General features: G+C 54.9%; 4 protein-coding genes. 1 reads left to right on the forward strand and 3 read right to left on the reverse strand.

The genetic code is table 11. The features are described 5' to 3' along the window. Positions 1-10 precede the first annotated feature (10 nt). Positions 11-1,618 (forward strand): peptide chain release factor 3, encoded by a 1,608-nt coding sequence (locus tag BMW46_RS07285; RefSeq protein WP_074706548.1) that lies wholly within the window; start codon positions 11-13, stop codon positions 1,616-1,618. A gap of 17 nt (positions 1,619-1,635) precedes the next feature. Here the strand turns inward: BMW46_RS07285 and BMW46_RS07290 are convergent, their stop codons facing one another. The 3 genes from BMW46_RS07290 to BMW46_RS07300 form a co-directional block, all read right to left on the reverse strand. After that, positions 1,636-2,520 (reverse strand): fructosamine kinase family protein, encoded by an 885-nt coding sequence (locus BMW46_RS07290; protein ID WP_074706551.1) that lies wholly within the window; start codon positions 2,518-2,520, stop codon positions 1,636-1,638. 7 nt (positions 2,521-2,527) lie between these two features. Beyond that, positions 2,528-3,964 carry an argininosuccinate lyase gene (argH, locus tag BMW46_RS07295; protein ID WP_074706553.1) on the reverse strand — a complete coding sequence of 479 codons (1,437 nt, stop codon included), beginning with the start codon at positions 3,962-3,964 and terminating at the stop codon, positions 2,528-2,530. A 155-nt stretch (positions 3,965-4,119) separates the two neighbouring features. Beyond that, positions 4,120-6,324, reverse strand: coding sequence for a primosomal protein N' (locus BMW46_RS07300; protein ID WP_074706556.1), 2,205 nt, complete (start codon positions 6,322-6,324; stop codon positions 4,120-4,122). Between the last annotated feature and the right edge of the window lie 757 nt (positions 6,325-7,081).

Below are 7,081 nucleotides of genomic sequence, written 5' to 3' on the forward strand. Positions count from 1 at the left end.
AATACTCCGAATGGTTGGTCAGGAAGTGGCGCGCAGGCGCACGTTTGCCATAATTTCTCACCCGGATGCCGGTAAAACGACACTCACGGAAAAATTACTGTTATTCGCCGGCGCCATCCATATCGCCGGCAGCGTCAAGGCGCGGAAGGCGAGCCGCCATGCGACCTCCGACTGGATGGAGATCGAGAAGCAGCGAGGCATTTCGGTTGCCAGCTCGGTTATGCAGATGGAGTATGGGGATTGCGTCATCAATCTGCTCGATACGCCGGGACACCAGGATTTCTCGGAGGATACTTACCGGGTGCTGACCGCAGTGGATGCCGCCCTCATGGTGATCGATGCCGGCAATGGGGTGGAAGCCCAAACGTTGCGCTTGCTGGAAGTATGCCGCGCGCGTAACACCCCCATTATCACTTTTGTAAACAAGATGGACCGGGAAGTGCGCGATCCGCTCGATCTCATCGATGAGATCGAGCGAACACTGCGCATGGCCGCAGTGCCGTTTACGTGGCCGATGGGGATGGGGCGCAGTTTTCAAGGCGTCTTCGATCTGCGGCACAATCACATGCGTGTTTTTCATCCCGGTTCTGACAGGCTGGACGATGAAGATGAAATCATCAAAGGCCTGGATAATCCGCTGCTGGCAGAACGTTTTGGAGATCAGGCCGCAAATCTGCAGCAGGAGATCGAGCTGATACGCGGCGCTTCGCCGGAATTCGACCAGGAAGCGTTTCTCGCAGGCCGCCAGACTCCGGTTTTTTTTGGTTCGGCCATTAATAACTTCGGCATCCGTGAAGTGCTGGATGCTCTGGTAGGTCTTGCCCCGCCACCCGGTTCACGCAGCGCATTGCAGCGTCACGTCCAGCCGCACGAACCACGATTTACGGGAGTAGTGTTCAAGATTCAGGCCAACATGAATCCGGCCCACCGGGATCGTATCGCCTTCGTTCGCATCTGTTCCGGCCGGTTCGAACGCGGCATGAACCTGAGAATTGCGCGTAACGACAAGGATATTCGTACCAATGGGGTCGTATCTTTTCTCTCCCAGCGGCGCGATTTACTCGACGTTGCCTATCCCGGAGATATCATTGGCATTCCCAATCATGGGACATTGCAACTCGGGGATACGCTGACGGAAGGAGAGCGCTTGCAGTTTACCGGTCTGCCATTTTTCGCCCCGGAAATCTTTCAGACAGTGGAAATCGCCGATCCCATGCGCAGCAAGCAGCTCAAACTGGGGCTGGCGCAATTGGGCGAAGAGGGTGCGATCCAGGTTTTCAGGCCGCACTTGGGCAGCGCGCTGCTGCTCGGCGCGGTGGGAGCTTTGCAATTCGACGTTGTCGCACATCGCCTCAAGCATGAATACAGCGTGGACGCGCGTCTTGCTCCCGCGAAATACCAGCTGGCGCGATGGATTACCGCTGAGGATGCACGCGAACTCAAACGCTTCATCGACACCAACGCCCACCGCGTCGCCTATGATGCCGTGGGCGCACCGACATTTCTGGCTTCCTTCGGCGCGGAACTCAGCGTGGCCGAAGAAAACTGGAAACACATTCGTTTTCACAAAATGCGCGAGCATGCCGGGCTTGTGTTTCAGGAGTCTGTGGATGTTTGACAGCCCCGAAGTGAACCTCAGCGGATTTCCGCCAGCAGTCTGCCCATCATCTGCTCCGCCTGGCTGAGGTATCCCCGGCCGAACAGGTTGAGATGGTTCAGTATGTGATACAGGTTGTAGAGGGTTTTGCGGGTTGCATAACCCGCATCCAGTGGGTAGGCGCACCGGTAAGCCGCATAAAAACTGCCGGGAAAACCGCCAAACAGTTCAGTCATCGCAATATCGGTTTCGCGGTCACCATAATAGACGGCAGGATCAAATATGACGGGTTGCCCCGTTTCATCGAAATTGTAGTTGCCGCTCCAGAGGTCGCCGTGCAGGAGCGACACGTCAGGTTGTCCGTCAGGAAAGAAGCAATCCAGTTCCCCCATCAATCGCTCCCCCTGTGTCTGTATCCGTCCCGAGTAGCCATTGGCCTTCGCCAATTGCAATTGATACCCTAAACGGTGCTTGCGCCAGAAATCGATCCAGTTGGACGAAGGCGCGTTGATTTGCGGGGTCGCTCCAATGGTGTTATTGCATGTCCACCCGAATTCCCCGGAAGAGACACGGTGCATTATAGCCAACCCTTCTCCCAGTGCACGGACACCTTCCCCGGTGCCGGCGCGCATCTCCACATATTCTAGCACCAGCCATGCCACGGAAGTATTTCCGCTCCAGCATATTGGCGCAGGCGCACGCAGACTGCGGGAATTACGAATTTCCTGAAGACCCGCAGCCTCCGCCTCAAACATCGAAAGACATTCCGGATTGTTCAGTTTGACGAAGAATCGTTGGCCGTTCCCTTCGATTCGATATGCCTGGTTGATGCAACCGCCACCCAGGGAGGAAGCTGTTTGTATGGTAAAAGGAGTACCGGTGGAATGGGAGATTTGCGCCGCGATTTCTGTCCAGGATTGCATAATTGCTTCAGACTATTGCGCAGCTGGTGGTTGCGGATAGCCATTCTCTTGCCCGCCGTATAGCGGCGGCAACCTGTACCGGGGCAGTACCGCCAATGTGATTGCGGCTATTCAACGACCCTTCCAGCGTCAGCACAGTGAAGATATCGTCCTCGATCAACGGAGAGAATTGCTGTAGCTCCGGCAGGGTGAGTGCACTTAAGTCCCGGTTGCTCTTTTCGGCAAAGCGCACTGCTTGTGCCACTGCTTCGTGCGCCTCACGGAAAGGCAATCCCTTTTTTGTCAGATAATCGGCAAGGTCGGTGGCAGTGGCATACCCACGCGTCGCTGCTTCTCGCATGGCAGCCTGCTTGACGCGTATACCGGCCAGCATATCGGCATAAATGCGCAGCGTATCAGTCAGTGTATCTACCGTATCGAACAGAGGCTCCTTGTCTTCCTGGTTATCCTTGTTGTACGCGAGCGGCTGGGCCTTCATCAGAGTCAGCAATGCGACCAGATGTCCGTTCACGCGCCCGGTCTTGCCGCGCACCAGCTCGGGCACATCCGGGTTTTTCTTTTGCGGCATGATGGATGAGCCGGTACAGAAACGGTCAGCCAAGTCGATAAATCCGAAAGGTGGGCTCATCCACAAGATGAGTTCCTCGGACAGGCGCGATAGATGCGTCATGATCAGGGCTGCTGCTGCACAGAATTCAATGGCAAAATCCCGATCGGAAACGGCATCCAGCGAATTTTCGCAGACACCCTCAAAACCCAGTTCCCGCGCTACCATCGCGCGATCGACGGGATAGCTTGTTCCTGCCAGCGCGGCTGCTCCCAGCGGGAGTTTGTTCACGCGCTTTCTGCAGTCGGCCAAACGCGCCGCGTCACGTTTCAGCATTTCGAAATAGGCCATGAGATGGTGTCCGAAGACGATGGGTTGCGCCACCTGCAGGTGCGTGAAGCCGGGCATCACCGTATCGACATGCTGCTCCGCCAGATGCAGCAACGCGTTCTGCACTGCATGGATCAGGGCGGTAATCCGGTCGATGGAGGCGCGCAAATAGAGCCTTATGTCTGTCGCTACCTGATCGTTACGGGAACGTGCCGTATGCAGTCGTTTCCCGGCGTCACCAATCAGCGCAGTCAGGCGCTTCTCGATATTGAGATGAACGTCCTCCAGAGCCAACTGCCAGACAAATTCGCCACCTTGGATTTCCTGCCGGATCTGGCTCAGGCCACGTTCGATGGCGTCGAGGTCATGATGGCCGATAATGCCACCCGCAGCGAGCATGCGGGCATGTGCGAGGGATCCCTGGATATCGTACTCCGCCAGTCGCTTGTCGAAACCGACTGACGCGGTATAGCGCTGGACCAGTTCCGAAACCGGTTCATCAAAGCGTCCTGACCATGTGTTTGTGTTATCGCCGAGCAGTGTTTCCGTGCTTTTTGAGGCCGTCATAATGTTCCCGATGGAATGGCTTGCAAAGACCGGAGTCCTTTGAAACCACTTTCTATCGTTGCTTCAGAAAAAAGGGACGAGTATAAATCAAATCATACGTCACCATGACGCCGCCCTGCATCGGGAATGTTCCAGAGGAATTTTGCCAGATATTCCTAGAATTCCAAGGGGTCGATGTCCAGCGTCCAGCGCACTTTATGGCTGGGAAGGCTGTCGAGCTTCGTGCGCCAGCTCCCGAGGAATTCCTGCAGCTTCTTTCTGGACCTCGACTGCACCAGCAGATAAGCGCGCTCCATTCCCTTCAGTCGCGCCATGTGGGCCGGAACCGGATCAAATACCTTAATCTGGTGTGGCGCTTTTGCCAGGGTTGCCGCATTGGCAAGAAAGGCGAGCGCGGTAGCAATTGCCGGCGCCTCCGCCCGTAATAAAGCCTGATAGACGAATGGTGGGAAGTGCGCGGTTTTCCTTTCTTCCAGCAGCATCCGGGCAAGTGCGTCGTAATCGTGCTGGTACAGTGCGCGATAGAGCGGGTGATCGGGGAACCCGGTTTGAATCAAAACTTCGCCGGGGGTACCTGAACGTCCCGCACGCCCGGCTACCTGCATCAGTTGGGCAAACAATCGCTCCGATGCGCGGAAATCGGTGCTGAACAGGGAGGCGTCGGAATTCAGAATACTGACCAGCGACAGATTTGGAAAATCGTGTCCTTTCGCGAGAATCTGCGTGCCCACGAGTATGTCCACGCGCTGCTCACGAATATCTTTCAATATCCGCTGCCAGGAATCTTTCCGCCTCGTGCTGTCGCGATCTATCCGGGCGATGCGGGCATGGGGAAAAAGCCGGGTTAATGCAGCTTCGATTCGTTGTGTGCCGTGACCAAAAGGAGCAATATCCTGATTCCCGCATTCCGGACAGAGGCTGGGAAATTCCGCTTGGTGGCCGCAATGGTGACAGCGCAGTTTTTTTTCGCGCAAGTGGACGACCAGACGGCTGGCGCAGCGATGGCAGACCGCTGTCCACCCGCATGCTCTGCATAGCAGAATTGGCGCGTAACCACGACGGTTTATAAAAACCAGGCTTTGCTGGTTTGATGCCAGGCATTTTTCCAGCGCGGTGATGACCGGGGGTGAAAAGCCTTCCTCAGTTTTTATTTTACCGATATCGATATAATGCACGGTTGGCAGGGAGGCATTGTCGGCGGCACGCGAGGGCAGGCGCAACAGGAGATAGCGTCCTGTAATGGCGTTGTAATAGGTTTCGAGCGACGGAGTGGCCGAACCCAATACTATGGGTACTCCGGCGCGCTTTGCACGAAAGACAGCGACATCCCGCGCCGAGTAGCGCAAGCCTTCCTGCTGTTTGAATGAGAGATCGTGCTCCTCATCCACGATGATCATTCCCAGCCTTGGCAGCGGAGTAAATACAGCGAGCCGGGTACCCAGTATTATTTCGGCTTCTCCATGCTGCGCCTGCACCCACCCTTCGGCGCGTTCAGTGGCATTTAATCCGCTATGGAGGCTGACCAGCCTTAATCCGGGAAAGCGAGCCCGGAAGATGAACTCCAATTGCGGCGTCAGGTTGATCTCCGGGACGAGGACGAGCGTCTGTCGCGCCTGGCGCAGCAGCAGTGAAATCAATTGCAGGTATATCTCCGTTTTTCCGCTGCCCGTCACTCCATGCAACAGCCATGTATTGAATTCCCCCATTTTCGGGACTATTGCATCGATCGCACTTTTCTGCGCAGGGGTCAGGACGGGGAGCAGGGGTGTTTCTTGAAACGGAGAAGCCGAAACCACGGGGGAGGCAATGGGTATTTCTTCCACCCATTGCAAAGCGACAAACTCCTTCATGGCCTCGGCGGCTCGGCTGGAAAATTGCTTTGCCTCCCCATCTTCGATCATCCCTGATTCCTTCAGCTTTACCAGAAGTCTGCGTTTAGCGATGCTGCGACCTGGAATGGCCGATATATCGACAGCGCGACCCTTCGTCGTGAGGCGATATTGAAAAATGATGGGCGCTGCGCGAATGAAAAAAGGTTGACTGCTGCGCAATCTGATCGGAAGGCCATTCATTACCACTTCTCCCAGCGGGTGGTGGTAATACTCGCTGCAAAAACGGAATAACTCGAGCAACTCCGCTGGCAGGGGTGGAACATCGCGAAATACCTGACCGGCTTGCTTGATCTTGTTCGGGGAAATGTCGGAGTGAGAGGCCACCTCCATGATAACCCCTGTCATGCGACTTTTTCCAAAGGGAACGAATACGCGGCAACCGATATCCTGCTCTGTCACTCCTGCCGGGGCGAGATAATCGAAGAGTGTATTCAAAGGTTTATCAAGCGCAACGCGAATGATGGACATGCCAGGATCAGCGGTGATCGGAGTGGAAAGGGGGTATGATAAACGCGGCCAGGATGAAATACGAATCCTGGGGTGTACAAATTATGAATACAGATTGGCCAGTAAAGAATGACTCGCTTTTCGTGCTGATGCCTCTCCTATCCGGGTTCTCCGAGCCTCAGGGGGTGTCGAGTTTTCTTACATATGCGTAGTAAAAGTATAATGCAAATGATGCAACTTCTTGAATTGAATGAGAATAATATTTCTGGCATGAGATATGCTCCAGTCCTTGAAATGCGTGGTATGGCTAAGGATCAATAGATTATCGCGCATTTTGCCCTGTTTACCCTCTGACAAACTGCTTGACTTAAGTGTATGGCGGGGAGTAGTCTTTACGGGCTTATGGGTATGTAAAGTACTGGTAGTGGCAATATAGGTGGTACCAGGGAGGGATTTGGGGTATGGTCTGGTGCTGCTGTTAGTTGCTGCCGGTATTGAGAAGTAAGTAAGCGACAATTTGTTCTTGCACGCCAGGTTTTTTGGGTAGTAGAAGCGGCAGCAAGCGGATATTGGAAGTATGAGGCAGCATGAAGGGCAAGCGCTTCTGCCGGGATTGACGAGGGAGGAAGCGGCTGCTGGAAGCAAGGCAGTACTTGATTAACAAGATAGCAGGAGGAAGCAAAATGGCAACAACGATGGGAACGTCGAGCCAGGCCAAGACGAGCGGCCGGGACTACGACATGTCGCTGTGGTATGACTCGAAGTGGTACAAGTTTGG

Origin of the sequence: Nitrosospira multiformis, from assembly GCF_900111585.1 — a bacterium.
GTDB lineage: Bacteria > Pseudomonadota > Gammaproteobacteria > Burkholderiales > Nitrosomonadaceae > Nitrosospira > Nitrosospira multiformis_B.